The 25,165-nt window shown below is 68.4% G+C and carries 22 protein-coding genes; 8 read left to right on the forward strand and 14 right to left on the reverse strand.

Going from position 1 to position 25,165, the window contains the following annotated elements; genetic code table 11:
* Positions 1–19 precede the first annotated feature (19 nt).
* Together P1Y20_RS07990 and P1Y20_RS07995 are read left to right on the forward strand one after the other, a co-directional pair.
* The gene (locus P1Y20_RS07990; protein WP_304448133.1) at positions 20–970 is read left to right on the forward strand and encodes a phosphoadenosine phosphosulfate reductase family protein; all 951 of its coding nucleotides are present in this window, start codon (positions 20–22) and stop codon (positions 968–970) included.
* 192 nt (positions 971–1,162) lie between these two features.
* A complete protein-coding gene (locus tag P1Y20_RS07995) occupies positions 1,163–1,612 on the forward strand; it encodes a hypothetical protein (protein ID WP_304448134.1) in 450 nt (149 codons plus the stop codon).
* A gap of 8 nt (positions 1,613–1,620) precedes the next feature.
* Here the strand turns inward: P1Y20_RS07995 and P1Y20_RS08000 are convergent, their stop codons facing one another.
* The 5 genes from P1Y20_RS08000 to P1Y20_RS08020 all read right to left on the reverse strand — a co-directional run bounded on the left by P1Y20_RS08000 (position 1,621) and on the right by P1Y20_RS08020 (position 5,759).
* Positions 1,621–1,812, reverse strand: a complete 192-nt coding sequence (locus P1Y20_RS08000) for a DUF7333 family protein (protein WP_304448135.1) — start codon at positions 1,810–1,812, stop codon at positions 1,621–1,623.
* A 62-nt stretch (positions 1,813–1,874) separates the two neighbouring features.
* Positions 1,875–2,612, reverse strand: coding sequence for a hypothetical protein (locus tag P1Y20_RS08005; protein WP_304448136.1), 738 nt, complete (start codon positions 2,610–2,612; stop codon positions 1,875–1,877).
* 85 nt (positions 2,613–2,697) lie between these two features.
* Positions 2,698–3,537: an aldo/keto reductase gene (locus P1Y20_RS08010; protein ID WP_368662141.1), complete on the reverse strand. Its 840-nt coding sequence runs from the start codon at positions 3,535–3,537 to the stop codon at positions 2,698–2,700.
* A gap of 255 nt (positions 3,538–3,792) precedes the next feature.
* Positions 3,793–5,067 carry a digeranylgeranylglycerophospholipid reductase gene (locus P1Y20_RS08015; RefSeq protein ID WP_304448137.1) on the reverse strand — a complete coding sequence of 425 codons (1,275 nt, stop codon included), beginning with the start codon at positions 5,065–5,067 and terminating at the stop codon, positions 3,793–3,795.
* A gap of 245 nt (positions 5,068–5,312) precedes the next feature.
* Positions 5,313–5,759: a VOC family protein gene (locus P1Y20_RS08020; RefSeq protein ID WP_304448138.1), complete on the reverse strand. Its 447-nt coding sequence runs from the start codon at positions 5,757–5,759 to the stop codon at positions 5,313–5,315.
* Between the two features lie 541 nt (positions 5,760–6,300).
* On the opposite strand from P1Y20_RS08020, the gene P1Y20_RS08025 reads away from it, so the two are divergent.
* Positions 6,301–7,128 carry an alpha/beta fold hydrolase gene (locus P1Y20_RS08025; RefSeq protein ID WP_304448139.1) on the forward strand — a complete coding sequence of 276 codons (828 nt, stop codon included), beginning with the start codon at positions 6,301–6,303 and terminating at the stop codon, positions 7,126–7,128.
* Positions 7,129–7,417: 289 nt separating this feature from the next.
* On the opposite strand, the gene P1Y20_RS08030 is transcribed toward P1Y20_RS08025, so the two are convergent.
* On the reverse strand, positions 7,418–8,284 hold the full coding sequence (locus tag P1Y20_RS08030) for a 2-oxoacid:ferredoxin oxidoreductase subunit beta (RefSeq protein WP_304448140.1): 867 nt from the start codon (positions 8,282–8,284) through the stop codon (positions 7,418–7,420).
* Complete coding sequence (locus P1Y20_RS08035) at positions 8,281–10,044, reverse strand: 2-oxoacid:acceptor oxidoreductase subunit alpha (protein WP_304448141.1); 1,764 nt, start codon at positions 10,042–10,044, stop codon at positions 8,281–8,283. Before P1Y20_RS08035 ends, P1Y20_RS08030 begins: the two co-directional genes overlap by 4 nt.
* 107 nt (positions 10,045–10,151) lie before the next feature.
* Between P1Y20_RS08035 and P1Y20_RS08040 the strand changes: the two genes are divergently transcribed.
* A complete protein-coding gene (locus P1Y20_RS08040; protein WP_304448142.1) occupies positions 10,152–10,802 on the forward strand; it encodes an FAD-dependent oxidoreductase in 651 nt (216 codons plus the stop codon).
* A 251-nt stretch (positions 10,803–11,053) separates the two neighbouring features.
* Here P1Y20_RS08040 and mce read toward each other — a convergent pair whose 3' ends face one another.
* Complete coding sequence (mce, locus tag P1Y20_RS08045) at positions 11,054–11,437, reverse strand: methylmalonyl-CoA epimerase (RefSeq protein ID WP_304448143.1); 384 nt, start codon at positions 11,435–11,437, stop codon at positions 11,054–11,056.
* A gap of 174 nt (positions 11,438–11,611) precedes the next feature.
* Between mce and P1Y20_RS08050 the strand changes: the two genes are divergently transcribed.
* Positions 11,612–13,087 carry a sodium:solute symporter family protein gene (locus tag P1Y20_RS08050; protein ID WP_304448144.1) on the forward strand — a complete coding sequence of 492 codons (1,476 nt, stop codon included), beginning with the start codon at positions 11,612–11,614 and terminating at the stop codon, positions 13,085–13,087.
* A gap of 53 nt (positions 13,088–13,140) precedes the next feature.
* On the opposite strand, the gene P1Y20_RS08055 is transcribed toward P1Y20_RS08050, so the two are convergent.
* Both P1Y20_RS08055 and P1Y20_RS08060 read right to left on the reverse strand, forming a co-directional pair.
* Positions 13,141–14,817 (reverse strand): acyl-CoA mutase large subunit family protein, encoded by a 1,677-nt coding sequence (locus tag P1Y20_RS08055; RefSeq protein WP_304448145.1) that lies wholly within the window; start codon positions 14,815–14,817, stop codon positions 13,141–13,143.
* A 106-nt stretch (positions 14,818–14,923) separates the two neighbouring features.
* Positions 14,924–15,541 carry a GNAT family N-acetyltransferase gene (locus P1Y20_RS08060; protein WP_304448146.1) on the reverse strand — a complete coding sequence of 206 codons (618 nt, stop codon included), beginning with the start codon at positions 15,539–15,541 and terminating at the stop codon, positions 14,924–14,926.
* Positions 15,542–15,690: 149 nt separating this feature from the next.
* On the opposite strand from P1Y20_RS08060, the gene P1Y20_RS08065 reads away from it, so the two are divergent.
* A complete protein-coding gene (locus tag P1Y20_RS08065; RefSeq protein ID WP_304448147.1) occupies positions 15,691–17,658 on the forward strand; it encodes an AMP-binding protein in 1,968 nt (655 codons plus the stop codon).
* Here P1Y20_RS08065 and P1Y20_RS08070 read toward each other — a convergent pair whose 3' ends face one another.
* Positions 17,659–18,912, reverse strand: coding sequence for an MFS transporter (locus P1Y20_RS08070; protein WP_304448148.1), 1,254 nt, complete (start codon positions 18,910–18,912; stop codon positions 17,659–17,661).
* A gap of 177 nt (positions 18,913–19,089) precedes the next feature.
* On the opposite strand from P1Y20_RS08070, the gene P1Y20_RS08075 reads away from it, so the two are divergent.
* Positions 19,090–20,523 carry a TIGR00366 family protein gene (locus tag P1Y20_RS08075; protein ID WP_304448149.1) on the forward strand — a complete coding sequence of 478 codons (1,434 nt, stop codon included), beginning with the start codon at positions 19,090–19,092 and terminating at the stop codon, positions 20,521–20,523.
* Positions 20,524–20,562: 39 nt separating this feature from the next.
* Here the strand turns inward: P1Y20_RS08075 and P1Y20_RS08080 are convergent, their stop codons facing one another.
* Together P1Y20_RS08080 and dnaJ are read right to left on the reverse strand one after the other, a co-directional pair.
* The gene (locus P1Y20_RS08080) at positions 20,563–21,303 is read right to left on the reverse strand and encodes an AMP-binding protein (RefSeq protein ID WP_304448150.1); all 741 of its coding nucleotides are present in this window, start codon (positions 21,301–21,303) and stop codon (positions 20,563–20,565) included.
* A gap of 170 nt (positions 21,304–21,473) precedes the next feature.
* Positions 21,474–22,613 (reverse strand): molecular chaperone DnaJ, encoded by a 1,140-nt coding sequence (gene dnaJ, locus P1Y20_RS08085; RefSeq protein ID WP_304448151.1) that lies wholly within the window; start codon positions 22,611–22,613, stop codon positions 21,474–21,476.
* Between the two features lie 116 nt (positions 22,614–22,729).
* Here dnaJ and P1Y20_RS08090 point away from each other — a divergent pair, with 116 nt between their 5' ends.
* Entirely contained in the window at positions 22,730–24,508 is a 1,779-nt protein-coding gene (locus P1Y20_RS08090) for a Rieske (2Fe-2S) protein (RefSeq protein ID WP_304448152.1), read from the forward strand.
* A 1-nt stretch (position 24,509) separates the two neighbouring features.
* Here P1Y20_RS08090 and P1Y20_RS08095 read toward each other — a convergent pair whose 3' ends face one another.
* Positions 24,510–25,097, reverse strand: coding sequence for a DUF3267 domain-containing protein (locus P1Y20_RS08095; RefSeq protein WP_304448153.1), 588 nt, complete (start codon positions 25,095–25,097; stop codon positions 24,510–24,512).
* Positions 25,098–25,165: the final 68 nt, after the last annotated feature.

A 25,165-nucleotide genomic window follows, 5' to 3' on the forward strand; every position in this document is an offset into this window, starting at 1 on the left:
AACGGTGATATCGTCCTCGATGACCACCTTCCCCGACTACCTCTCGCTCGACTACGACGACGGCCGCGAGCAGACCGCGGCCGATTACCCCACGCTGGAGGACAAACTCGGCAAGGCCGTCGAGGTCACCCGCACGGCCCTGGAGCAGTATCGCCGGCCTGCAGTGATGTGGACCGGCGGGAAGGACTCGACGCTCGTCCTCTACGTCGTCCTGCAGGCCGCAGAGGAGTACGGGTTCGACCTCCCACCGGTCGTCTTCATCGACCACTACCAGCACTTCGACGACGTCGTCGCGTTCGTCGAACGCTGGGCAGACGAGTGGGACCTGGACCTCGTCGTCGCGCGCAACGACGACCCCGCGTTCTCCGAGCACACGCCCGGCGAGGACGTGCCGGTCGAGGTCCTCACGGAGGAGAACCGCCGGGAACTCGCCCGCGCGGACCACGACGGCGAGACGTTCCGCTTCGAGGCCGACAGCCTCGGCGGCAACCACCTCCTCAAGACCGTCGCGCTCAACCACGTCGTCGAGGAACACGGCTTCGACGGCATCTTCTCGGGCGTCCGGTGGGACGAACAGGACGCCCGTGCCGACGAGACGTTCTTCAGCCCGCGCCACGACTCGGAGAAGTACCCGCCGCACGACCGCGTCCACTCCATCCTCCAGTTCGACGAACGGGCGGTCTGGGACGCCTTCTGGAGGTTCATCGTCCCCGACACCGTCGAGGGCTGGCCCGAGGGACACGTCCCCCAGGACTACGACGACATGCCCGAGGGGTTCACCGCCGAGGACATCCCCGTCTCCCCGAAGTACTTCGAGGGCTTCCGCTCGCTCGGGACCGAGAAGGGCTCCGCGAAGTCGGCCGACGCCCCGGCGTGGCTCCAGGACCTCGAAGGCACCACCGAACGCGAGGGGCGCGCACAGGACAAGGAGGACCTGATGGCGCGCCTGCGTGACCTCGGTTACATGTAGCGACCTTTTATCCACGAATGGGGCGGCTTCGCCGCCCCACAGGGTAAAAGATCGACCAAAAGCATTCGTCGCTCACTCCGACGCTTCGCGCCGTCGCTCGCTCCTCAGCCCGCTCGTTCGCTTCGCTCACTCGCGGTACAGGACAGTAGCCCGCAACGCACGTTCATCACCTGCCGAGACGTATCGGCGTGCATGGTCAGCTACTTCGAGGAGACACAACGGTTCCGCCAGCCGTGGCTCCTCGCCGTACTGGTCGTCGTCGCGGCGGTCTCGCTCGCCGGTATCGTCCGTCGGGAGGAGGGATGGTGGGCGGCACTCCTCGGTCCGGCCGTCGTCGCGTTCGTCTGGTCGATTCGGTTCCGCACCGAGGTCCGCGACGACGGCGTCTACCTCCGGTTCGCCCCGTTCCACCGCCGCGAACGGGTCGTCCCGTTCGCGGCCCTCGACAGCGTCACGCGCGTCACCTACCGGCCGCTCCGCGACTTCGGCGGGTGGGGTATCCGCAGGGGACGGGAGGGCTGGGCGTACACCACGGACGGGCGAGAGGGCGTTCGCCTGGAGTACGGCGGGGAGACGCTGCTGGTCGGGAGTCGGCGGCCGGAAGAACTGATGCGAGCCATCGAGCGCGCTCGCGGCGCGTGAGCGCGACGTCAGCGGATGGCGCGGTACTCGCCGTGTTTGACGCCGAGGAACATGAACAGGAGGCCGAAGACGACCAGCGCCGGCAGCACCATCATGAGGACCGTCCCGGTCTCCATGACGCCCATCCCGAGCAGGCCGAGCACGCCGATAGCGACGATGAGGACGAAGATACCGATAGTCGATTTCGCGTCGAACTTCATGTGAGTTCGTAGGAGCGCCGCCGGATTAAGCCTTGTTCGGATAGATAAGCGTTGCTCGTCGCTCAGCGAGCGGGCCGGACCGCGTCGGCGAGCGTGACGACGCACCCGAGGAACCAGCCGACGGGGACGGCGAGCGCGAACCACATGGCGACGTGGCCGGCACCCCGCAGGTCGAACGCGTCGCGGAGCACGGCGTTCAGGTCGCCGACGACGAGGACGGTGTCGAGGAGCCAGCGCGCGAGCGTCGTGCTCTCGGGAAGGACGACGCTCGCCAGCGTCGGCGAGGAGAGCGCGGCGACGACCGGCGGGAGGAACAACGCGTTCGTCGCCGCCGGGTACGCGAGCGCGACGGTCGTCGCTCGTCCGCCGACGCGAGTGAAGACGCCCGCCAGCGCGACGCTCACCACGGCGACGACGCTCGCGCTGGCGACGGCGAGGAAGCCGCTCGCGGGGAACTGCACGCGCGCGAGGAGCGTCAGGAGCCCCCAGACGACGGCGGCGAGGACCACCGCACCGCCGATGCCGAGTCGGGTCGTGGTCCCGTCGAGCCGTCGACTCACGGCCCGCGTCCCGAACCCGAGGACGAGCAGGGGGTAGCCGACGAGCAGGGCGACCGACCCGAGCAGGCTCCACGCGCGAAAGAGCGTCCGTCCGCCGGTCGAGCGGGGTCGCCAGTGTCCCATCACCGCGTGGGTCCGCCGGAGTTTCGGGAAGGCTGCCGCCATCCAGAGTCCGTGCAGGCGGGTGGCGTCCGAGCGGACGCCGTCGACGATACCGTGCCGGTCGCGCTCCACAGCCATACTCCGGGCGTTGCACTACGCGACCGTGAGTTTTTCCCCTAACAGTATGTTCCAGAAGTCGATACGAACCGCGCCGAGCGGGTCGTTACCAGCTGTCGGGGCTGAACGGCGGGTTGACCTGCCGGTCCTCGCGCTCGATGTCGTCGATGCGCCGGATGTCCTCGTCGTCGAGTTCGAGGGCGAGCGACGCCCAGTTGTCGCTGATGTGGTCCTCGCTCGTCGCCTTGGGGATGGCGGTGACGTCCTTCTCGCGGAGCCACGCGAGGCTCACCTGGGCGGCACTCGCGTCGTGCTTCTCCGCGATGTCCGTGAGCGCGGGGTCGTCGAAGACGGTGCCGCGCGCGAGCGGCGAGTACGCGACCAGTTCGATGCCCTCCTCGTCGCAGTACTCGCGGAGTTCGTCCTGCTGGAGGTTCGGATGCATCTCCACCTGATTGGCGAAGATGGGCGCCTCACAGACCTCCTGAGCGGTTTCGAGGTGCTCGGGCTCGAAGTTGCTCACGCCGATGCGCTCGATGGCCCCCTCGTCCTGGAGGTGCGTGAGCGCGCCGAGCGTGTCGGCCGGGTCGTACTCGCCGGCCGGCCAGTGGACGTACAGCAGGTCGAGGTAGTCGACGCCGAGTTTGTCCATGCTCTCGCGGGTGGACTCGAGGACGTCCTCGGCGGCGAGGTTCTCTATCCACACCTTGGTGGCGAGGAAGACGTCGTCGCGGGCGACGTCGGCGCGCTTGATGCCGTCGCCGACGGCCTTCTCGTTGCCGTAGGCCTGTGCGGTGTCGATGTGGCGGTAGCCCATCTCGAGCGCCGTCGCGACGCTCTCGGTACACTGCTCGGGGTCCTCGTTCTCCCAGGTTCCGAGGCCGAGCATCGGCATGCCGCTCGCGTCGGGCACGTCGGACGGCGTAAGCTGGTGCTGTTGAGCCATACGCGGGACGAGGGGCGAGAGCTCAAAAGTGGTTACGAACCCGGATGCTAGAACCTCGCACGCTGCCGGACGCACGTCGGGGCGAACAGGCGACGCGGGCGGCCCGCGGGGAGTCGCGTCGCGCGACCGCACTCCTCCCCACGGCGGCTGTCAGGACACGACGGGACTGGCCGCGTGTTCGTATGTAAACCTCCGGAGTCGGGTCGGCGTCCGCGTACCGCCCGCCGTGACGGTCGATGGGCGCTCGCCGGGCGACTAGGAGAGCGGGTTCCAGCGGTGGTACGGGTCCGTGAGGCGGTTGCGCGCTATCTTCGCGAGATACCGGAGGTCGCCGAGTTCGAGCAGGCGGGCGATGGAGCGGAACCGTCCGCCGCTCGCGCTCGTCAGCGTCTCGGGCGCGAGTCGGTTGAGGTCGCGGATGAAACCGTCGTAGCGCTCGTTCGGGACGAGGTAGAGCAACTCCGTCATGAGCAGCCGTCGCTGCATGTCCGGCGCGACGCGCTCGTGCCAGAGGTCGTCGTACACCGACATCCGGTCGGCGGAGGTGTCGGGCGTGTCGAGCGTCAGGCAGTGGTCGGCGGTGATGGCCGCGGCGCGTCCGGACTCCATCCCCTGGTGGATGCCCTCCCCCCAGAGCGGGTCGATGGTCGGGACGGTGTCGCCGACGGCCATGAAGTTGTCAGTGCTCAGACGGCCGGGCATCTGGATGTGCGCCGACCCGCGGAGGATGTGGGCGCCCTCCACGGGTTCGGCGTCCGCGAAGCGCGGGTCGGTCTCCCGCCAGTAGTCGAGGTAGTCGTCGATGCGCATCCCGTCGCGGGCGAGTTCCTCGTGGCGCTCGTTCTGGATGTAACAGACGCCGACCTTCGCGGTGTCGCCGCCCGTGTGGAAGATCCACGAGTAGCCGCCGGGCGCGATGTCGTGGTCGAGACGGAGCATCATCGCGCCGTGGAGGTCGGCGTAGTCCTCGTGGTCGAGGTCTAGCCCCTCGAGTTTGTAGTCGATGCCGATGGCCTGGTTCGCGCGGTGGAGGTCACTCACGTCCAGTGCCTTCGCCAGCGGGGCACTCGGGCCGGTCGCGTCGACGACGACGTCGCCGTACACCTCCTCCCCCCCGGCGTACTTCACGCCGACGACCTCGCCGTCCTCCGTGATGGGCGCGGAGACGCGCGACTCGAAGCGCACCTCCGCACCGTGGTCGCGCGCGTCCTCGACGAGCCACTGCTTGAACGCGACGAAGTCGAGGACCGCGCCGGGCTGCGGTTGCTTGTAGTGTCCGTTGGGCGATTCGACGACGACGCTGTCGGTGAACTTCTCGACGAGGCGGTCGGGGACGCCGAAGGCCGTCATCATCGACGGGAACGTGCCCGCGGTCGACTTGTTGCTCTGACGCGGGAACTCCTCCTCGGCCTCGGTTTCGAGGAGGACGACGTCGTAGCCGCGCGCAGCGAGGTCGCGGGCACACTGCCCGCCAGCGGGGCCCGCTCCGGCGATGACGACATCGAAGTGGTCTTTCTCGTCTCCGTTCATACTATGAGAGTCCGTTACCGCCCCTGTCATGCGTTTCGGTTAGCGTCAGCGACCGATGTCAGTCGTCCCTTCCAGTACAGCGCCTCGGAGAGACGGTCCGTCTCGGATGGACATTGTCAGGGTGGAATGGGAGACCCGTGGCGCGAGTGTATCACGATACTCCGCTGGAAGGTAGCGCACTGGTCCTGGTCCCCCAGAATCCTCCGGCTCAAAACGGTGGCCGGAAAGTGCGTGAGGGTGACCCACTAGGCTCCGTCGAGTTCCTTGGCCAACCCGACGATGATGCCTTCGGGACCGCGCACATAACAGAGGCGGTAGACGTCTTCGTACTGGGCGACTTCGCCCACGAGTTCGGCTTCGTGGGAGCGGAGGCGGTCGAGGAGGTCGTCGATGTCGTCGACGGTGAACATGATGCGGCGGATTCCCCGAGTGTTCGCTGCTGGTTCCTCGAATCCGTCGCGGGGGGCCGTGGGCGTGATGAACTTCGAGAGCTCGACGCGGCTGTGGCCGTCGGGGGTCCGCATCATGGCGATGTCGCTCTGGACATTTTCGAGGCCCACGACGCGGCCTGCCCACTCTCCCTCGACGCGCATTTCGCCCTCCAATTGCATACCGAGCTCCGAGAAGAACGCCTTCGCAGCTTCGAGGTCCTCGACCACGATGAGGACGTTGTCCATCCGCTTGATCGCCATAGTTCGAGCAAGCTAGGTGAGAGGTGCGCAAATAGACGTCGCTGGCGGGGGAAGCGTGGCGGGACGTTTCGTCGCGACTGTCGACCGGTCCCGTTCGATCGGGCAGTGCTGGTCCCAGGCGTTCCTCACGGCTACTCACAGGTCCGGGCACAGTTGATACACTCACGCGCTCTGTCTCGCAAATCCGGCAATCGATGTGATCGGTTCCTTTCACACCGATTCGGAGTGACTCAGCTGGTAGACCCGTGCCGCGAGTGTATCGATGACGTCACTATCGATAGTTCATAGCTCCGGAAAGATGGCTCTCGCCGACTCTTTCGCCCCAATCTCGACTCAATTCTACCAGTCTGATGGGCTTTCGGGGTCAGTTGGCGATAATACACTCTGTAGACGAACGAGACTGGTGCCGACCTAACCTCCCCACACACCCGTCGGCAGTGAAACCTGCGCTCAATCCACCTCTGTCGGTTGGTTCGTGAAACAGTCGCAGGAGAACGTTTGGTCATCGGTGTTAACACGATAGAGAGCTATCCTTCGGCTCATGTCGGAAACTGATGGAGAAGTAGACTGGGGAAACGCGTCGATTCTCGATAGAGGGGGCTCTTTGCTCCATTACTGGACGGTTGGCCCCGAGGACGCGCCAGTAGTCGTGCTGACACATGGGGCCACGATGGACCACCATCTGTTTGATGAACAACTCGAACCGTTGCTTAAGGCCGGTTACCGGGTACTGGGCTGGGATATGCGAGGACACGGAGTATCGAAGCCCATCGGTGTGGGGTTCAGTCTCTCTACTGTTGTCGACGATCTAGTAGCGATTCTCGACGAAATCGACGTGAGGACGGTAACAGCCGTCGGGCAGTCACTCGGTGGCTACGTCGCGCAAGAGCTGTTGTTCCGGTATCCGGAACGAGTCGACGCGCTTGTGATAATCGGAGCGACAGATGTCACACGAATCCCACCGCGTTTGGAGAATCTTGCGCTCAAACTCTCACCATACCTGTTCACAGTCTGGCCGTACCGGCATTTGAAAAAGACTATCGCTGAAAACACGGCGGAGACCGAACGTGCAAAACGCTATGCCTACCGTGCAGCGAGCCAGCTTTCGAAGAAAGAGTTCGTGACCGTCTGGAAGGCGGTCTCTGGGGCCCTCCATTCAGAGCCCGGATACACCATCCAGAGACCGTTCTTGTTGACACATGGAGACAACGACCGGACCGGGACGGTTGCTCGCGACGCACCCTTATGGGCCGAGAAAGAACCGAACTGCCGATACGAAGTGATACCTGACGCCGGACACAATGCAAACGACGACAATCCACAGTATTTCAACGAGGAGATGCTAGACTTCCTCGGAACGGTTCAGTGAGCCCACGTGTGGTGAACGCCCGGTTTACTCTGCCTCCAAACACGAATTCGTGACACCGGTCCGTATGCACTCTTTGTTCTGATAGACTCACGCTCTCCATCTAACAGCTGAATCACGAGGAGAGACTGGAAAGACCGATTCGGCAAAACAGACTGGCGTCCGCGCGAGCGACGCGAGCGCGGTTCCCCGAGTTCGAGCGCGGCGCGCTCGAACTCGGCCCTTTTTCGTCCAGGTTTTTGCAAGCGGGGGTCGCGCTTCGCGCCCCCCCCCGCAGTAAAAACGTGGGTGGCTAGTAGAACTCCCGCACCAGGTCCATCGCGTCGTCGGGCGCGCCCGAGGGGATGTCCGAGAGGTCCTCGGTCAGGCCCATGCGCTCGTTGTAGGGCACCGACTCGTCGTCGCGGTAGATGACGCCCTGGTACTCCTTCTCGGAGTCGAGGATGACCTCGGTGGCCTGGTCGTAGTCCGTCTCGTCGTAGTCCTCGTCCTCACCGAGGTCCACGAGCGAGTCGCGGAAGTAGTCGTAGGTGTCGACGTCGTTGAACGTGACACACGGCGAGTAGACGTTGACGAAGCCGAAGCCGGGGTGTTCGATGGCCTCCTGGACGATCTGTGCGTGGCGCTGGGCGTCCGAGGAGAACGACTGGGCGATGAACGACCCGCCGGCGGCGAGCGCCAGCGCGAGCGGGTTGACCGGCGACTGGTGGGTGCCGTCGGGACTCGTGGAGGTCTCGAAGTCCTCGCGGCTGGTGGGCGAGAACTGCCCCTTCGTCAGCCCGTAGATGCGGTTGTCCATGACGACGTACGTCATGTCCATGTTGCGCCGGACGGCGTGGACGAAGTGGCCGGCCCCGATGGAGTAGCCGTCGCCGTCGCCGCCGGCGACCATCACTTCGAGGTTGGGGTTGGCCGCCTTCACGCCGATGCCGACGGGGAGGGCGCGACCGTGGACGCCGTGCAGCGCGTAGCTGTGCATGTACGTCCCGATCTTGCCCGAACAGCCGATACCCGCGACGACGAACGTGTTGTCGGGGTCGTTGCCCGTGTTGGCGAGGGCTTTCATCATGCCGTTCATCGTCCCGAAGTCGCCGCAGCCGGGACACCACGTGGGTTGCTTGTCGGATTTGAAGTCTGTGAACCTGACTTGGGAACTCATGCCGTCACCTCCGCGCTCTCGCCGAGCGCGCGTTTCACGTCGTCGGCCAGTTCGTCCGCCTTGAACCGGACGCCGTTGTACTTGTTGATGCGCTTGACGCGGGTAAGTGCGTCGTGCTCGATGACGTCCGCGAGCTGACCCGTCGCGTTACACTCGACGACGATGACCTCCTCGGCGGCCTCGATGTCCGCGCTCAGGTCCGCGCGGGGGAACAGGTAGGGTATCGAGAGGAAGCGGACGGAGACGTCCTCCTCCTCCAGGAAGCCCATCGCCTCGCGCATCGCACCCTCGTTCGACCCCCACGAGACGACGAGCGTGTCCGCGTCCTCGTCGCCGAACTCGCGGGGCGACCAGTCCTCGCGTTCGCGCGCGGTCTCGACCTTCCGGGTGCGCTTCTCGACCTGCTCTATACGGACGTCGGTGTCCTCCGTACGGCGGCCGAGCGCGTCGTGTTCGAGGCCCGTCGTCATGTGCGCGCCGCCGGCCATCCCGGGGAACGCGCGCGGGCTGACGCCGTCCTCGGTGGCGAGGTGGGGCTGGAACTGGCCCTTCTCGTTCGACCACTCGTCGATGGCGTCCTCGGAGACGACGTTGCCGCGGTCGATCTCGACCGCGTCCATGTCGAACTCCTCGGGCGGGAACGTCTGTTCCGTGACCGCGAGCGCGAGGTCCGAGGCGAGGTAGACGGGCGTCTGGTACTTCTCGGCGAGGTTGAACGCCTCGACCGCCTTGTGGAAGCACTCGCTGACGGTGGTCGGGGCGAGGACGAACCGCGGTATCTCGCCGTGCCCGCCGTACAGGAGCATGTTGAGGTCGCCCTGCTCCTGTTTGGTCGGCATCCCGGTGGAGGGGCCGGAGCGCATCACGTCGACGATGACCAGGGGCGTCTCGGTCGTCGCGACGAGTCCGAACGTCTCGGTCATCAGGTCGATGCCCGGCCCGGAGGTGGCGGTCATCGCGCGCGCGCCGGCGCGGGCGGCGCCGAGCGCCATGTTGATGGCCGACAGTTCGTCCTCGGCCTGGATGACGGTCCCGCCGTAGCGCTCGATACGCCCGGTGAGGTACTCCATCACGTTCGTCGCGGGGGTGATGGGGTAGCCCGAGTAGAACCGACAGCCGGCGGCCAGCGCGCCCATCCCGATGGCCTCGTCGCCGTTGAGCAGGACGTAGTCGTTGTCGGTCGTCTCGAGGTCGTAGTCGAACTCGTGGTCGTAGTGCTCCTGGACGTACTCCTGCCCGAGTTCCGCGGCCCGCTTGTTGTTCTCGACGATGGCCTCGCCCTTGCCGCCGAAGCGCTTCTCCAGCGACTCGGCGAGGTTGTCGATGGGGAAGGCGGCGACCTCGCAGGCGGCGCCCAGCGCGACGACGTTGCGCATGATGGCGCCGCCGGCGTCCTCGGCGAGGCTCTTCAGGGGGACGTCGAGGCCGATCATCCCCTCGGGAATCTCGAGGTCCTGCATCGTCGTCCGCTCGCCGTCGTAGATGATGACGGACCCCTCGTGGAGTTCGTCCATGTTCTCGTCGACGGTCCGCTGGGTCAGCGCGATGAGCACGTCGAGGCGGTCGACGACGCTCTCGACGCGGTCGACGGACGTCCGGACCTTGTAGGCGGTGTATCCCCCTCGGATTCGGGAGGCGAAGTCCTTCGAGGTGAAGACGTGTCGACCCGCTCGGGAGAGCGCCTGGGCGAAAATCTTCCCAGTTGAGTCGATACCATCGCCGGCTTCGCCGCCGATGGCCCAGTTGAGGTCGTCGGGCATGCTACGCAGGGCTACCCTTCCACACCGCAAAAGGCTTCTGAATAGCGTATGCTCGTCCAGTCGCCGGGACCGAAAGTGCCTTCGAACCGGACGAACGCACACTCCCTATGGACCAGACAGACGTGACCGTCGCTGCCGTCCGCGAGGTGGGCACGAACGCCCTCGCAATCGACTTCGAGACCCCCACGGGCTTCGACGCCCAGCCCGGCCAGTTCGTGCGCCTCAGCGCCCTCGTCGGTGAGGAGGAGGTCTCGCGGTTCTACACCGTCTCCTCGCCGGAGGTGGGCGAGACCTTCGAGGTGACGCTCACCGTCGACCCCGAGGGGGAGTTCGGGACCTACCTCGCCTCGCTCGCGCCGGGCGACGCGGTCAGCCTCGCCGGCCCCTTCGGCGACGCCCACTACGAGGGCGAGGAACGCACGTTCGTCCTCGCGGGCGGACCGGGCGTCGGCCCCGCCGTCGCCATCGCCGAACGGACCCTCGACGACGGCGGCGACGCAACCGTCGTCTACCGCGACGACGACCCCATCCACGGCGAGCGTCTCGCGGCGCTGGCCGAGCGCGGCGTCCCCGTCGCTATCCTCGAGGGGGAGGAGTCGCTCGACGCGTCGCTGGAGGAGGCCGACGACGACGGACAGGTGTTCGTCTACGGCTTCGCCCCGTTCATCGACGACGCGCGCGACGCGCTCGACCGGGCGGGCTACGACGTCGAGGCGGCGAAACTGGAGAGCTTCGGCCCCGAACCCGGCGCGGAGTAGTCGGCGGTTCGAACGCGTCGAGTCGAGTCGCCGACCGGCGACGGTCCGATTCCACGCCGGTCGATATCGACGAGGAGGCGGTCGAACCACGACGGACGTGCCTGCGCACCGACGAGCGATTCCGACACCGACGGACGACCCCGACGCTCGAGTCCGTGCCCCGGGTGAGGCGAACGCGACCGCGAGAGGACGGCGAGAGCAGGCGCACCGGTCCGGCCGCACGCGCCGCCGGCACGCGCGGTTCCGAGGGTCTAGTGTTGGACGAACTCGACCAGGATACCCCCGGTCGACTTCGGGTGGAGGAACGCCACGTCGTGGCCCCAGGCACCCGGACGAGGCTCCTCGTCGATGCACTCGACGTCCATCGTCTTCGCGCGCGCGAGCGCCGCCTCGATGTCGGACGTGGTCAGCGCGAGGTGGTGGATGCCCGGGCCGTTGCGGTCGAGGTAGCGCGCGATGGTCCCCTCGCCGGTCGGTTCGAGCAACTCGAAGTAGCTGTCGCCGAACTCGAGGAAGAGGACGTGGAGGTCGCCGAACTGCTCCTCGTGGGCGACGCGCGTCCGGAACAGCTCGCAGTAGGTCTCGGCGAGGCCGGCGGCGTCGTCGGTCGCGATGCCGGCGTGGTCGAAGTGCATACGCGGGCGTCGACCGGCGGGGACGAAACAGTCCCGGTTCGTGTCGTCGCACCGTGCATTCACAGGCAAGCAGTCGTTCTTTGACGCACGCACGAGCACGCATTCGGGAATGACTCCTACGGCAGTCATATCGGGGGTATCGGGGCGACGAACGGGGGCGCGAGGCGGGGACGGATGGTCTCGCTGACCGACCCGCTGATACTGACGATGGCGGGGTACGCCGTCGCGACCCTCCTCATCGCGTGGTGGGGCGGGCGCGGCGCGGGGTCGGGCTACCTCGAGTTCACGCTCGCGGGCCGGAACCTCGGTCTGCCGGTGTACATGATGACGTACTTCGCGACGTTCGCCGGCGGGGGCCTCACGATGGGGATCGCTCAGCAGGCGTTCACCGACGGCGTCAGCGCCCAGTGGTACGCGATGGCCCAGGGGCTGGCGTGGATGACCATCACCGTCCTCATCGGCTTCCTCTACTCCTTCGACGTGGTGAGCGTCCCCGAACTCCTCGGGCGCGTCTTCGGCGACTACACGAAGTACTTCGCGGCTATCTTCACCGTCGTCGGACAGGTGGCGCTGACGACGGGCCAGACCATCGGGATGGCCTCCATCATCGCCACCGTCACGGACATCCCCCTGAGCGTCGCGTTCTGGGCCAGCGTCGTCGTCTTCATCGCCATCACGCTCTACGGGGGGATGGGGTCGGTCGCGTGGGCCGACACGCTCCACGGCGTGCTCATCATCGTCGGGATGTTCGTCGCCATCCCCGTCGCCGTGCTGAACGTCGGCGGCGTCGACGCCATCGCCGCGAACGTGCCCGCCGGCCACACCAACTGGTTCGGCGTCGGACTGGTGCAGATCGGCTCGTGGTACCTGATGTACCTCACCGTCGCCGGCGCCCAGCAGCAGATGCTCCAGCGGACCTGGTCGGCGCGCAGCAAGCGGGTGGCGATGTTCGGGACGTTCCTGGCGGGGGTGGTCATCACGGGGTACGGTGTCCTCACTGCGGCCGCGGGGATGATCGCGAACGCCCAGGGCGCGCAGATAGAGTCGTCGATGGCGTTCGCGTGGACGCTGACGAACACGCTCCCGCCGGTCGTCGCCGGCCTCCTGCTGGCGGCCGCCGTCGGGTCGGTGATGAGCGGGGCCGACTCGTTCCTGCTCGCCGGCGCGACCACGTTCGTCAACGACCTCTACATCCCGCTTCGCGGCGGGCGGGCGGGCCTCTCCGACGCCCACCTCGTGGCCGTGACGCGCGCGACAATCCTCGCGTTCGGCCTGACGGCGGCCGTCATCGCGTTCAGCGGCATCGAGATAATCACCATCAACACCCTCGGCATGGGCATCATGTCGGTGCTGTTCGCCGGCATCCTCAGCATGCTCTGGGACGGGACGACCCGCGAGGCGGGTCTTCCCGGCTTCGTCGTCGGCGGGGTCGTGTTCGTCGTCTGGGCGTTCGTCCTCGGCGAACCGGCACTGTTCGGGGAGGGGCCGCTCGAATCGGCCGTCCCCGCGACGGCCGCCGCGCTGGTGACCATCCTCGGGTTGAGCGCCCTGGGCTACGGCGAGACGTTCGACCTCGGGACCGTCCGCGACCGGGCGCGCGCCGACAAGGAGGCGGCCCGGGAACAGCGCGTCAGCTACAGCAACGACTGAGCGGGCGGGCGGTGGGAGAACCGGCACGGGGGTAGTCGCTGGGGGCGGGACCGTCAGAGGCCGGGGTTGTACTCGCCGAAGACGTCGCGCATCGCGTCGCAGACCTCGCCCGTCGTCGCGTAGGCCTTCACCGCGTCGACGATGTAGGGCATGACGTTCTCGCCGTCGTCCGCGGCGGTCCGGAGGGCGTCGAGGGCCGCCTCGACCTCCTCCTCGTCGCGCCGGTCCTTGACGGAGGCGAGGCGCTCGCGCTGGCGGCGCTGGTTCTCCTCGCTCACCTCCTCGATGTCCTCCTCGGGTTCCTCGTCGGTCTCGAAGGCGTTGACGCCGACGATGAGACGCTCCTCCTCGTCGATCTCGCGCTGGCGCTCGAAGGCGACGTCCTGAATCTGGCGCTGGACCCACTGCTCCTCGATGGACCGGCGCATCCCGCCGCGCTCGTCGACCTCCTCGATGAGGTCGAACGCCTCCGCTTCGAGGTCGTCCGTGAGCGACTCGATGTAGTAACTCCCCGCCAGCGGGTCGGCGGTGTCGGCCGCGCCGGACTCGTGGGCGAGTATCTGCTGGGTCCGGAGCGCCGTCCGGACCGACTTCTCCGTGGGGAGGCTGAGCGCCTCGTCCTTCCCGTTGGTGTGGAGGCTCTGGGTGCCGCCGAGGACCGCCGCGAGCGCCTGGTAGGCGACCCGGACGACGTTGTTCTCGACCTGCTGGGCGGTGAGCGTCGACCCGGCGGTCTGGGTGTGGAACTTCAACTGCTTCGACTTGGGGTCCTCGGCACCGAAGCGCTCCTCCATTATCGTGTACCACATCCGCCGGGCGGCGCGGAACTTCGCCACCTCCTCCAAGATGTTGTTGTGGGCGTTGAAGAAGAACGAGAGCTGGGGGGCGAAGTCGTCGACGTCGAGGCCCGCCTCGACGGCCGCCTCGACGTACTCGATACCGTCGGCGAGCGTGAAGGCGAGTTCCTGGGCCGCGGAGGAGCCGGCCTCGCGGATGTGGTAGCCGGAGATGGAGATGGTGTTGAAACTGGGTACCTCCTCGGCGCAGAACTCGAAGATGTCGGTGATGATACGCATCGACGGCTCCGGCGGGAAGATGTAGGTGTTGCGCGCGATGTACTCCTTGAGTACGTCGTTCTGGATGGTCCCCCGCAACTCCTCGCGGTCGACGCCCTGGCGGTCGCCGACGGCGATGTACATCGCCAGCAGGACCGACGCGGGCGCGTTGATGGTCATGCTCGTCGAGACCTCGTCGAGCGGGATGCCGTCGAAGACCGTCTCCATGTCGTACAGCGAGTCGATGGCGACGCCCGACTTCCCCACCTCGCCGGCGGCCATGCCGTCGTCGGAGTCGTAGCCCATCTGCGTCGGCAGGTCGAACGCCATCGAGAGGCCGGTCTGGCCCTGGTCGAGCAGGTAGTGGAAGCGCTCGTTGGTCTCCTCGGACGTGCCGAAGCCGGCGTACTGGCGCATCGTCCACAGCCGACCGCGGTACATCGTCGGGTAGACCCCCCGGGTGAACGGCTCCTCGCCGGGGAAGCCGAGGTCGGACTCGTAGTCCTGCTCGGCCACGTCGTCGGGCGTGTAGAGGGGCTCGACGGTGGTCCCCTCCGTGTCGGTGGTGAACTCCTCCTTTCGCTCCCCGAAGCGCTCTACGGTGGGTGCACGCGTCTCCGCCTCCCACTCCTCCCGGCGCTCGCGTATCCGCCGGAGGTCGTCCTCGTCGAACATGCCTCGACCGTGGCGACGTGCGGGCTTAATACTTAGCGGGACGCCAGCGCGTCACACCCGCGTCGCGTCCGGGACGCCGCCGGCTCGCGCCCACCCCGGCCCGCGCTCAGCGGCCGGTGTCGTACTTGTAGGTGGCCGACTCGGGGTCGATGCCGAAGTCCTCGGCGTCCTCCTCGGGGGTCGTCTCGCCCCGCTCGGCCGCCGTCTTGAACCGCTCGCGCAGGCGCTCGGGCATCCGGAAGCGGTCGACGTCGAGGTGGAGCGCGACGACCGGGTCCTCGCGCGCGTCGCGCTTCTCCGCGTGGCGTTCCCGCAGCGAGTCCGGGAGGGTGTCGGCCTCGACGGCGCGGAAGCCGAACTGCGTGAAGTAGTTCGGCTGGTCCGTGAGGACGTACACCGACTCGAAGTCGCGGTCGGCGGCCGTCGAGACGAGGCGCTCGACGACGTGGGCGGCGACGCCCTGCCCGCGCCAGCCGTCGAGGACCCCGATGCTCGTCACCTCGCAGTAGTCGCCCGCCGCCGACCGACGGCCGCTGGCGCTCCGGGGGGCGTCGCCGTCCTCGTTGTGTATCCGGATGCGGCCGAACCCCGCGCGTGCGTTCGACTCCTCGTCGATGGCGATGACGTAGTCGCGCGAGCGAAACGCCCGGTCGTCGAGGTCCATCGCTTCGATGTGGTCCAGCAGCCAGACCTCCTCTCGGTTTTTGGCGTCCCGGACGTACATGCGTACTCGTTGCTCGCCCGGCGGCAAAAGGGTTTACCGAAGCGGGGTGCGCGAACCATCGGCCGCCCGCGGCCGACGCGCCGACCGGCGCGAACGAGAGCGCCCGGCCCGCAGTAACCTACTTGCCCCCGGCGGTAACACACACGCCCATGAGCGGCCTGCCCGACCTCGACGAGGTGGTCTACGAACCGTCGGCGGAGACGGTCGAATCGACGAACGTCGCCGCGTTCATGCGCGAGTTCGACATCGACACCCACGACGACCTCGTCGAGCGGTGTCGCGACGTCGAGTGGTTCTGGGACGTCCTGCCCGACTACCTCGGTATCGACTGGTACGAGGCGTACGACGCCGTGCGCGACGACAGCGAGGGGCCGCAGTTCACGGAGTGGTACGTCGGCGGGCGACTGAACGCCGCGCACAACACCGTCGACCGCCACGCCGCCGTCGACAGCGCGACGCGAAACACGGTCGCCACCATCTGGGAGGGCGAGGGCGGCGAGGTGCGCGAGGTGACCTACCACGAACTCGCTCGTCGGTCGAACCAGGTGGCGAACTACCTCGTCGAGCGCGGCGTCGAGAAGGGCGACACGGTGGGCCTCTACATGCCGATGGTCCCCGAGGTGGTGAGCATCCTCTACGGCTGTTTCAAGGTAGGTGCGGTCGCCGTCCCCATCTTCTCGGGGTTCGGCGTCGACGCCACCGCGACGCGCATCGCCGACTCGGAGTGCTCGGTGCTGTTCACCGGCGACGGCTTCCTCCGCCGGGGCAAGGAGGTGCTGCTGAAGGGTACCGCCGACGAGGCCATCGCGGAGGCCGGCTTCGTCGAGCACACCGTCGTCTACGACCGCCTCGGCGCGGACGTCCCGTGGGACGACGGGCGCGACGAACGCTGGGACGAGGTAATCGAGACGCGGGACGACGCCTTCGACACCGTCGAACTCGACGCGAGCGACGAGTCATTGCTGCTCTACTCCTCGGGGACGACCGGCAAACCGAAGGGCATCGTCCACACCCACGCGGGGGTCCTCCTCCAGACGGCCAAGGAGGTCCACTTCGGCTTCGACCGGAAGCCGGGCGACCGCTTCTTCTGGGTGAGCGACATCGGCTGGATGATGGGCCCGTGGACGCTCATCGGGAACCACACCTTCGGGGGGACGGTGTTCATGTACGAGGGCGCGCCCGACCACCCACGGCCGGACCGGTTCTGGGAGATGATCGACCGACACAGGCTCACCCAGTTCGGCATCTCGCCGACCGCCATCCGCGCGCTGCGGAAGCACGGCGACGAGTGGGTCGAGGGGTACGACCTCTCCTCGCTCCGCCTGCTCGGGAGCACGGGCGAACCGTGGGACCCCGAGTCGTGGCTGTGGTTCTACGAGCACGTCGGGAACGGGGAGATTCCCATCATCAACATCTCCGGCGGGACCGAGATATGCGGCTGCTTCCTCATGCCCCTGCCGGGGATGCCCCTGAAGCCCTGTACGCTCGGCAAGCCCGGCCTCGGCATGGACGTCGACATCGTGAACGCGGCCGGCGAGTCGGTCGCCGACGACCACGAGCGGGGCTTCCTCGTCGCGCGCGACTCCTGTCCGAGCATGACCAAGTCACTGTGGTCGGGCGACGAGCGCTACCTGGACACCTACTGGTCGACGTTCGAGGACCCGCCGATGTGGGACCACGGCGACTGGGCCCAGCAGGACGAGGACGGGTTCTGGTTCCTCCACGGCCGCGCGGACGACGCGCTCAACGTCGCCGGCCGGAAGGTCGGCCCCGCCGAGGTCGAGGGGGCGCTCATCGACCACCCGAGCGTCAACCAGGCGGCCGCCATCGGCGCGCCCGACGACACCACCGGCACCGCCGTCGTCGCCTACGTCATCCTGGAGGAGGGGGTCGAGGAGACCGCCGACCTCCGCGACGCCCTGCGCGCGCAGGTGGGCGAGGAACTGGGCAAGCCGTTCCGCCCGCGCGAGGTGCTGTTCGTCGACGAGTTCCCCAAGACCCAGTCGGGGAAGATAATCAGGCGGGCCATCCAGGCGACCTACACCGGCGAGGACCTCGGGGACATGAGCAGCATCGAGAACCCCGAGGCCCTGGAGGAAGTCGAGGACGCCCGCTAGTCAGAGGACGCCCCGGAGCCGACCGGCCCCCTCGATACAGGCCGCACCGGCCAGGCCGACGGCGCCGACGACGAGGAAGACGGGGAGGTAGCTCCCGAACGTCTCGTAGCCGACGCTGGCGAGCGGCGAGGCGAACAGCCCGGCGACCCCGAAGGCGAGCGAGACGATGCCGTAGAGCGCGCCGAGTTGCTCGGCGCCGAAGAGGTCGGCCACGAGCGGCGAGAGCAGCGCGCCGTTACCCCCGTAACCGATGCCGAAGCAGGTGGCGACGGCGAGGAGTCCGACCGGGCCGCCCGCGAACGGGAGCGCGAGCAACGAGACGCCCATCAGCGACGACGACACGACGAACACCCGGACGCGGCCGACCCGGTCGGCGCCGAAGCCGATGCCGAGGCGGGCGGCGCTCGTGGTGAAGCCGATGACGCTGAGCGCGAGGACCCCCGCCCACCGCGCGCCGAGGTCGCCGGCGAAGGGGACGGCGTGATTGACGAGGACGAACAGCGGCGCGTAGATGAGCGTCCAGCCGAGGACGACCAGCGCGAACGGGAGCGACCGGACCGTCTCGCGGACGCCCCCGATGGGTTCCACGCCGCCGTCGAGGGCGGGGCGGCCTGCGCGCTCCGCCGACGCCGACTCCCCGGGGAACTCGTGGCTCCGGTCGGCGCCGACCGACCCCGGCGAGTCGGCGAGGAACAGGACCGCGAGGAGGAGGAGCGCGGTGAGCACGACCGCGAGCGTCCGGAACGCCCCGCGCCAGCCGTAGCGGGCGATGAGTTCGGCGGAGCCGGGCGCGATGAGCAGCATCCCGACGCCGAGGCCGGCGCTCGCGAACCCGGTCGCCGTCCCCCGGCGTCGGCGGAACCAGTGGGGGACGACGGCGTAGGCGACGAGGTAGAGACAGCCCATCCCGACGCCGGTGACGAGGCCGTAGGTCGCCACGAGCACCGGGTACGAGGCACTCAGCCCGGTGCCGTAGAGGCCGCCGCCGAGCAGGAGGGTGCCGAGCAGGAGGATTCGGCGGGGGCCGAAGCGGTCGAGCGCCCCGCCGAGGAGGGCGGCGCCGGCGTAGATGGCGAACGTCTGGACGCCGAAGACGAGCGAGATGCGCGCCGGCGAGGCGTCGAACGCGCCGAGCAGGGCGTCGAAGAACACGCTGAAGGAGTAGGTCATCCCGAACATGATGCCCGAGGAGACGAAGCAGCACGCCGCGACGACCCACCCGTAGTAGACGCGCTTCGCGAGACGGGAACGCACGCCGTACACCAGCGCGGGGGGAGCACGAAAAGGTTTGGGCCACCGACACGCGCTGCCTCGAATCGCCCGACGGAGGCGGCCAACACCCTACGTCGTGTCGGAAGTTCTTTTACGTGGTAGCAAGACTCGTGGCCCAGGGTACGATTAACCATGGCAATTACGAGCCCGATACGGCGGATGGGGGAGAAGTTCGCTGACTGGTCGATGAAGTACATGCCGGACCCGTACGTGTTCGTCATCGTCCTCACCGTCCTCGCGTTCCTCGGGGCGCTGCCGTTCCAGATGCAGGAGTCGGAGACGGCGCTGGGCGCCGTAGGGGGTGTCTTCGACGCCTGGTACGGCGGCGTCTGGACGTTCCTGACGTTCATGGCGCAGTTCGCCGTCATCCTGATGACCGGCGACGCCATCGCGAAGTCGCCGGCGGTCACCCGACTGCTCGAACGCATCGCCGGCCTGCCCACCTCTCGGAAGACGGCCGTCGCGTTCACCTCCTTCACGGCGATGGCGGCGGCGCTCATCTCGTGGGGGCTGGGGCTCATCGTCGGCGCGGTGATGGCCCGGCAGGTGACCTACCAGGGCCAGAAGAACGGGTTGGACCTCCACTACCCGCTGGTGGCCGCCGCGGGCTACACGGGGCTGATGATATGGCACTCCGGCATCACGAGTTCCTCGGGGCTGTTCATGGCCTCGCTGACCGAGGACGACGAGGCGTTCCTCCAGTACACGCCCGAGGGCATCCCCGTCACGGAGACCATCGGGAGCATGGCGAACCTCTCGACGGTTGCGCTGCTCCTGATATTCGTCCCGCTGGTGATGGCCGCGCTCCACCCGCGCGACGGCGACACGATTCGCGGCCTGCCCGACTCCGTGATGGAGGAGATGGCACCCTCCTCGGGCGTCGCGCCGGACGGCGGCGAGACGGCCGTCGGCGACCCCGTCGAACCGTCGGTCACCGAGCGCCTGACGCCCGCCGACCGCCTGAACACCTCCGTGCTGCTGACGGTGCTCATCGCCGTCTTCCCCGCGTACTACTTCATCAACTCGTGGTTCCTCAGCGGGGAGGGCCTCGCCGGCCTCTCGCTCAACAGCATCAACGCCTTCTTCCTGTTCAGCGCCATCGTCCTCTGGAAGACGCCGATGGGCGTCGTCGAGCAGATGGAGGACTCCGTGAAGAACGTCTCCGGCATCATCTTCCAGTTCCCGTTCTACGCCGGCATCTCCGGAATCGTCACCGGGACGGCGCTGGGACTCGCCATCGCGAACTTCTTCGCCAGCATCTCGACGCCGCTGACGTGGCCCGTCCTCGGCCTCATCAGCACCGGCCTCGTCAACATCTTCGTCCCCTCGGGCGGCGGGCAGTGGGCCGCGCAGGGACCCATCCTCCTCGAGACCACCCAACAGCTCGGTATGCCGCTGTCGACGGCGGTCATCCTCGAGATGATGGGCGACCAGTTGACGAACATGGTACAGCCGTTCTGGGCACTGCCGCTGCTCGCGCTCGCCGACCTCCGCGCCCGCGACATCATCGGCTACTCGACGGTGGCGATGCTCGTTGGCTTCGTCATCATGGCCGTCACGCTGACCGTCTTCCTCGGGCTCCCGTACGCCTGAGGTCGGTCGCGCCCCGCCTTCTCGTGCCTCGCTCTCCGCTCACGCCGACCCGTCGAGGACGTCCTCCGGCGAGCAGCACATCGCCTCCGGCGCGTCGTCCGTCGCCACGGCGAGCGTCCCCCGCGCCTCGTCGTCGGGGAAGAGCGTCGCCGCGCCGGCGAGGAGCGGCGCGACGAGCCCGACGACGACCGTCCCCGGGTCGGAGAGCGACGCGCGGACGGCGACGCGGCTCGTAGCGTCCAGCGACCACTCCTCGACGACCGACCGGGCGGCCGCGAGGACCTGTCGATGGGTGTACTCCTCGTCCCCGTCGGTCAGAAGGGGAGTTTCGGGAGCGACCACGTCCGGCGGTTCCGTCGGGTTCTCGCTCCAGACGTCGCGCTCGAAGTACGAGACGCTCGGGTCGTCCGGGGGGGCGCCGTAGACGACGCACTGCGTCGCCGCGTCGGGGTCGGACGCCGCCAGTCGGTCGGCGGGCGCGACGAGCGCGCGGGCCTCCGGCGCTCGTTCCCCGGGCGGGAGAACGCGGACGGTCGCGCCCAGCAGTGCCGCGCCGTGGACCGAGAGGACCGCCTCCGGAACGGGGTCGGCCACGACGGCGACCACGGTTCCCTCGCGGACGCCGAGGTGGCGCAGGAAGTTGCCCGTCTTCCAGGCGTTCGTCAGCAGGCGGTGGTAGTCGTACGCCCGGTCGAGCGCGGGGGCGAGCAGCGCGGGCGCGTCGCTCCGGCGCTCGCGCGCGAGCAGGTCACCGAGCACCCGCGGTGCCTGGTCGTCCATGCCCGTCGTTCGCGTCGGGCGGACAAAACCGGGTCGATGAACACCCGGGACGCGATGGTGTGGTGCCCCGGTCGAACGGGAGCGCGTCGCCGGTCGCTGTCGAGTGCGACCGTTACGCCCCGTCGGCACACGCTCGGCGACTGCTGTTGGGTGTGACCGGGGAGCGGCCCTCAGAAGGAGTTCTTCAGTTTCTCGAAGAACCCTTCCTTCACGTCCACCTCCTCGCCGCCGGCCTCGGCGAAGGCGGCGAGCGCCTCGCGCTGTGCCTCGTTGAGTTGGTCGGGCGTGACGACCTGGACCTGCACGAAGAGGTCGCCGTGGCCCCGGCGCTGGAGGCGCGGCATCCCCTTCCCCTGCAGGCGGAAGGTCTCGCCGCTCTGGGTCCCCGAGGGGACGTCCATCGACACCGTGCCGCCGAGCGTCTCGACGTCGACTTCGTCGCCGAAGACGGCCTGCGGGAACGACAGCGGGAGGCGATGGAGCAGGTCGTCGCCGTCGCGTTCGAAGTCGGGGTGGGGTTCGACGGTTATCTCGACGAGCAGGTCGCCCTTCGGGCCGCCCCCCTCGCCGGGCGCGCCCTCGCCGCTCATCCGGAGGGTCTGGCCGTCGCGGATGCCGGCGGGGACGTCGACGGTGAGCGTCGCGTCCTCGAGCACCTGCCCGTCGCCGGCGCAGGTGGTGCAGGTCTCCGAGTAGAGCGTCCCGTCGCCGGCGCACTGTTGACACGTCTGTGACTGCTGGACGCGGCCGAACGGCGTCTGCTGGACGCGCGTCTGCTGGCCCTGTCCGTTACACGCGGGACAGGTCTGGGCGTCGGCCTCGGGGGGATGCCCACGTCCGTCGCAGTCCGGACAGCGCTCGGGCCGGGTGACGGTCATCTGCGTCGAGAGTCCCTCGTAGGCGTCCCGGAGGTCGACGGTGAGGCCCGTCCGGAGGTCGCGGCCCTGTCGGGGACCGCTCCGGCCGCCGCCACCGCCGCCGAAGAACTGCTCGAAGATGTCGTCGAAGGGACTGCCGCCCGCGCCGCCGCCCATGCCGCCGAAGGGGTCGCCCCCGGCGCCGGCGTCGAAGCCCCCGCGTTTCTCGGCCTGTTCGAAGCGGTCGTGGCCCATCCGGTCGTAGGCCGCGCGCTTCTCCTCGTCCATGAGCACCTCCTTCGCCTTCTTCGCGCGCTTGAACTTCTCCTCGGCGTCGGGGTCGTCGCTCACGTCGGGGTGGTACTCCGCGGCCTGTTTCCGGAAGGCGGACCGTATCTCGTCCTCGTCGGCGTCGCGCGAGACGCCGAGCACCTCGTAGAAGTCCTCGCTCATTCGTTGTCGGTCGTACACCGTTGTGACACTTCAAAAGCCCGCTCCGGCTGCTATCACTCTCCTTACAAAAACGCCGTTCAGGGAACCGTTTTGGTCCGTGCCGGTCGACGTGGGGTATGGCAACTGACTCCACGACCGACGCGACGTTCGTCGAGGTCGCCGACCGGGCGTCGCTCGCGGACGGCCCGACCGTCGTCAGCGAGGACGGCCAGGCCATCGCCCTCTTCGACCACGACGGCGAGGTGTACGCCGTCGACAACCGCTGTCCGCACATGGGCTTCCCGCTCACGCGCGGCACCGTCGAGGACGGCATCCTCACCTGCCACTGGCACCACGCGCGCTTCGAACTGGAGGAGGGCGACACCTTCGACATCTGGGCCGACGACCTCCGGACGTTCCCCGTCGAGGTCCGAGATGGGAACGTGTACGTCGACCCGAGTCCCGACCCGGACGTGCCGCCGGCCGTCCACTGGCGCAACCGACTGGCCGACGGCCTCAACGAGAACCTCCGCCTCGTGATGGCGAAGGCGGTAGTGGGACTGGACGAGGAGGGCGAGGGCTTCCACACGCCCATCGAGACGGCGGTCACCTTCGGGACGCGCTACCGCGCGATGGGGTGGGGGCGGGGGCTGACCACCCTGGGATGTATGGCGAACCTCCACGCCGACGTCGGCGGGCGCGACAAGCGCCGCGCGATGTTCCTCGGGGTACGTGAGGTGGCGGGAGAGAGCGCCGGCGAACCCCCGCGCTTCCAGCAGTACGCCTTCGACAACCGGGACGTCTCGAAGGCCCGACTGAAGCGGTGGTTCCGCGACTGCGTCGAGGTGCGCGACGCCGACGGCGCCGAGCGCGTCCTGCTGACCGCGCTCGCGAACCTCCCCGAGGAGGCGGTGGCGGACATCGTGTTCACCGCCGCCACCGACCACCGCTACCTGAACGCCGGCCACTCGCTCGACTTCGTCAACAAGGCGTTCGAGACGCTCGACCACATCGGCTGGGGCGGGGCGACGGACGACGGTGCTGGGGAGGGACACGCCGACGCCGTCCTCGCCTCGACCGTCCGGCAGTTGACCGACGCGACCCGCTCCGAGGAACTCTCCTCGTGGCGCCAGCCCGTCGACATCGCGGCGCTCTGTGCCGACGCGAACGAGCGACTGGACGACCTCGTTCGGGCGGGCGACGGGAAGACGTGGGCGCGCCCCGAGGGGTTCGTCGACGCGCTCCTCGCGGACGACCCCGAGGGAATCGTCGACGCGCTGACCGACGCCATCGCCGACGGCGCGACGACGACGCAACTGGCGGACGCCGTCGCCCGCGCGGCCACCTGGCGGGTCGCCCGCTTCGCGACGAACAACGAGTTCAGCGACTGGAACACGGTCCACCACACGTTCACCTACGCGAACGCCGTCCACCGCGCCACCCGACGGACCGACGCGACGGAACTCTACCGCGGCTGTCTCGACGCCGCGATGAGCGTCTACCTCGACCGCTTCCTCAACATGCCGAGCGCGCCGCTCCCCTCGCCCGGGGAGTCCGACCGCGACCCCGCCGCCATCCGCGAGGAGTTGCTCGAATGCTTCGACGAGCAGGGGCAGGTGAACCGCGCGGCGGCGCTCGTGAGCGAGCACTTCGACGCCGGCGGCGACCCCGACGACCTGAAGCGGACGCTCGGACGCGGCCTCCTCCGCGAGGACGCCGGTTTCCACACCCTCCAGAACGTCGAGGCCGGCTTCCGCCGGTTCGAGACCGTCGGGGAGGCGGAGGCGAAGCGCGCCGCGCTGATGGCCCCGGCGCGCTACATGGCCGCCCACTTCCCTACCCGCCGGGAGGCCGAACAGACGTTCTCCATCGCGACGCGCCTGCACCGCGGCGAGCGCCTCCACGAGGCGGAGTGAGTCAGCGGGGTTCGTAGACGTACATCTCGTCGACGCTCACGTCGTAGAAGACGGTCCCCGGCGGGAGGCGAAGCGCGCGCCACGCGACGTAGACGTCGCCGACGGCGCCGGCGGTGTTCATCACGAACCCGACGAGCGCGGCGCCCAGCAGCCACCCCTCCGCGAACAGGAGGAGCGGGGCCAGGAGTGTCGTCAGGACGACGAGCGGCGCGAGGGCGACGAGCACCTGGTCGCGCCGCGGTATCGCCTGCTCCAGGGCGGCGACGTACGCGCCGGGGAGACGCAGGTCGAGGCCCGCGGTGATGCGGTACCCTCGGAGGCGGGCGACGGCGGCGTGGACGCCTTCGTGGGCGAGGACCGTGGCGACGAGGGCGAGGCCGAGACCGACGAACGCGGTCGGTCCGACGCTCACCGAGACGCTCCCGCCGCGCGGAATCGCCGTGAGCGCCATCCCGGCGACGGCCGCGAGGAGCGTCGCGACCAGACCGGCGGCCTGCAGGCGGAGTCGGGGGTAGGTGAACGCCGTCGGGTCGCGGTAGCCGTCGAGACGAGGGGCGGAGGGGGGAACGGACTCCGTCCGGGGGACCATACCCCCCGAACCCCGTCGGACGCGATAGGGTTTCGGGTCTATTCCAGTTGTTTTATTCCAGCCGTGGT

This window comes from Halomarina ordinaria (genome assembly GCF_030553305.1).
Taxonomy (GTDB): domain Archaea; phylum Halobacteriota; class Halobacteria; order Halobacteriales; family Haloarculaceae; genus Halomarina; species Halomarina ordinaria.